Origin of the sequence: Staphylococcus sp. HMSC36A10 (genome assembly GCF_001838845.1) — a bacterium.
Taxonomy (GTDB): Bacteria; Bacillota; Bacilli; order Staphylococcales; family Staphylococcaceae; genus Staphylococcus; species Staphylococcus aureus.
In genome coordinates this window covers 115521-116771 of record NZ_KV839122.1, presented here as the reverse complement: position 1 = coordinate 116771, position 1251 = coordinate 115521, and the positions used below count along the sequence as shown (strand labels likewise).

Annotated in this window: 3 protein-coding genes and 1 pseudogene; all 4 read left to right on the top strand. The window is 29.8% G+C overall.

The annotated features are described in order from the left end of the window. Nucleotides 1-698 (top strand): annotated as a pseudogene (locus HMPREF3247_RS14845) (phage head morphogenesis protein); the annotation flags it as partial. Nucleotides 699-703: 5 nt separating this feature from the next. Beyond that, nucleotides 704-826, top strand: a complete 123-nt coding sequence (locus tag HMPREF3247_RS14980) for a hypothetical protein (RefSeq protein ID WP_000273438.1) — start codon at nucleotides 704-706, stop codon at nucleotides 824-826. A 64-nt stretch (nucleotides 827-890) separates the two neighbouring features. Then, the gene (locus tag HMPREF3247_RS09685) at nucleotides 891-1019 is read left to right on the top strand and encodes a hypothetical protein (RefSeq protein ID WP_031866182.1); all 129 of its coding nucleotides are present in this window, start codon (nucleotides 891-893) and stop codon (nucleotides 1017-1019) included. After that, nucleotides 986-1198, top strand: a complete 213-nt coding sequence (locus HMPREF3247_RS09680; protein WP_001566611.1) for a hypothetical protein — start codon at nucleotides 986-988, stop codon at nucleotides 1196-1198. Before HMPREF3247_RS09685 ends, HMPREF3247_RS09680 begins: the two co-directional genes overlap by 34 nt. Nucleotides 1199-1251: the final 53 nt, after the last annotated feature.

The following is a 1251-nucleotide window of genomic DNA, read 5'->3' as shown; positions in this document are numbered from 1 at the left end:
CAGGTGTGAATGCGCCACCTATGCATCCTTGGTGCAGAAGTACCACAGTGCCATATGTCGGCAATTGGCGAGACAAGTTCTTTAAAGAGCGTGAAGGTAAATATCAAGTAGAAGATGACACAACTAAAGATGAATTACAACAAGCTAAAGTATTAGGAAAGAAAATATATATTACTGATCAAGCAATTGATAAAGTCAGATATGTTGATATTCCAACACATACCAAAGAAGAAAATCAATTTATACAAGAACAACATAAAGCCTTGCTTAAAGATGCCAAAGAAAATAATGATAGCAATGAAGTAGCTTATTTATTAAAAGATGGTAAAGTTACAAAAGTATATGGTGATCAAGATAGTGTATCCTTTGTACCAGGGGAAAAAGCAACCGAATTATTATTTAACAGTAAACCGAATTCAATTGTTATGTTACATAACCATCCTGGGCAGTCTAGTTTTTCTCTTACAGACTTGTATTTATTTATATTTAATAATTCTATTAAAACACTGACAATTGTTACAAATAAAGGTCAAACAAAGTACTTAACTAAGACAAAAGAATATTGCAAATCAACTTGTATTGATTGTATTAAAAAATATAATAAAAATAAGAATATAAAAAAATTCAATCATAAGGATATTGATATGATTCTAAAGAGATTATATAATAGTGGTAACATAATATATAAAGTTAGGTGATTAAAATGTATTTTGCACAGTTAGATGGTGAAATAACTAATAAACAGTCACAAGAATTATTGGATAAAGAATACAAGAAAGCAATAGAATTAGAAAATAAGAATAAAGAACAAAAATTAGAAAAATAGCATCCTTTCTACACAGATAAAGAGAAAGTGGTGCTATTTTTATACACTTTTTTAACCTTCCAATGTGAAGGTTAATTTTTATTGTCCAAAACGTGCTGATGACATTTTAAAAGCAAGTATGGAATATCAGTCGACAGACTATAAACGGAGGTATGTCTCATGGAGAAAAATGAAAGTAATATTACTGACGTAACTCAGAACGAAGAGCAACTAGACAACAGTGATGAACAATCACAACAGAATGAGAAAACATTTTCTCAAGAAGAAGTATCACAATTGATTAAAGAGCGTATAGCTAGAGAACGCAAAAAATCAGATGAACGTATTAAAGATGCGGTTCAAGAAGCTGAGAAGTTAGCTAAAATGAAGTAGCTTATTTATTAAAAGGTGCTAAAGTTACAAAAGTATATGGTGATCAAGATAGT

Bases quoted from the DNA above. Each gene is read 5' to 3' on its own strand.
- HMPREF3247_RS14980 (WP_000273438.1), top strand. From the start codon at position 704: ATGTATTTTGCACAGTTAGATGGTGAAATAACTAATAAACAGTCACAA.
- HMPREF3247_RS09680 (WP_001566611.1), top strand. From the start codon at position 986: ATGGAGAAAAATGAAAGTAATATTACTGACGTAACTCAGAACGAAGAG.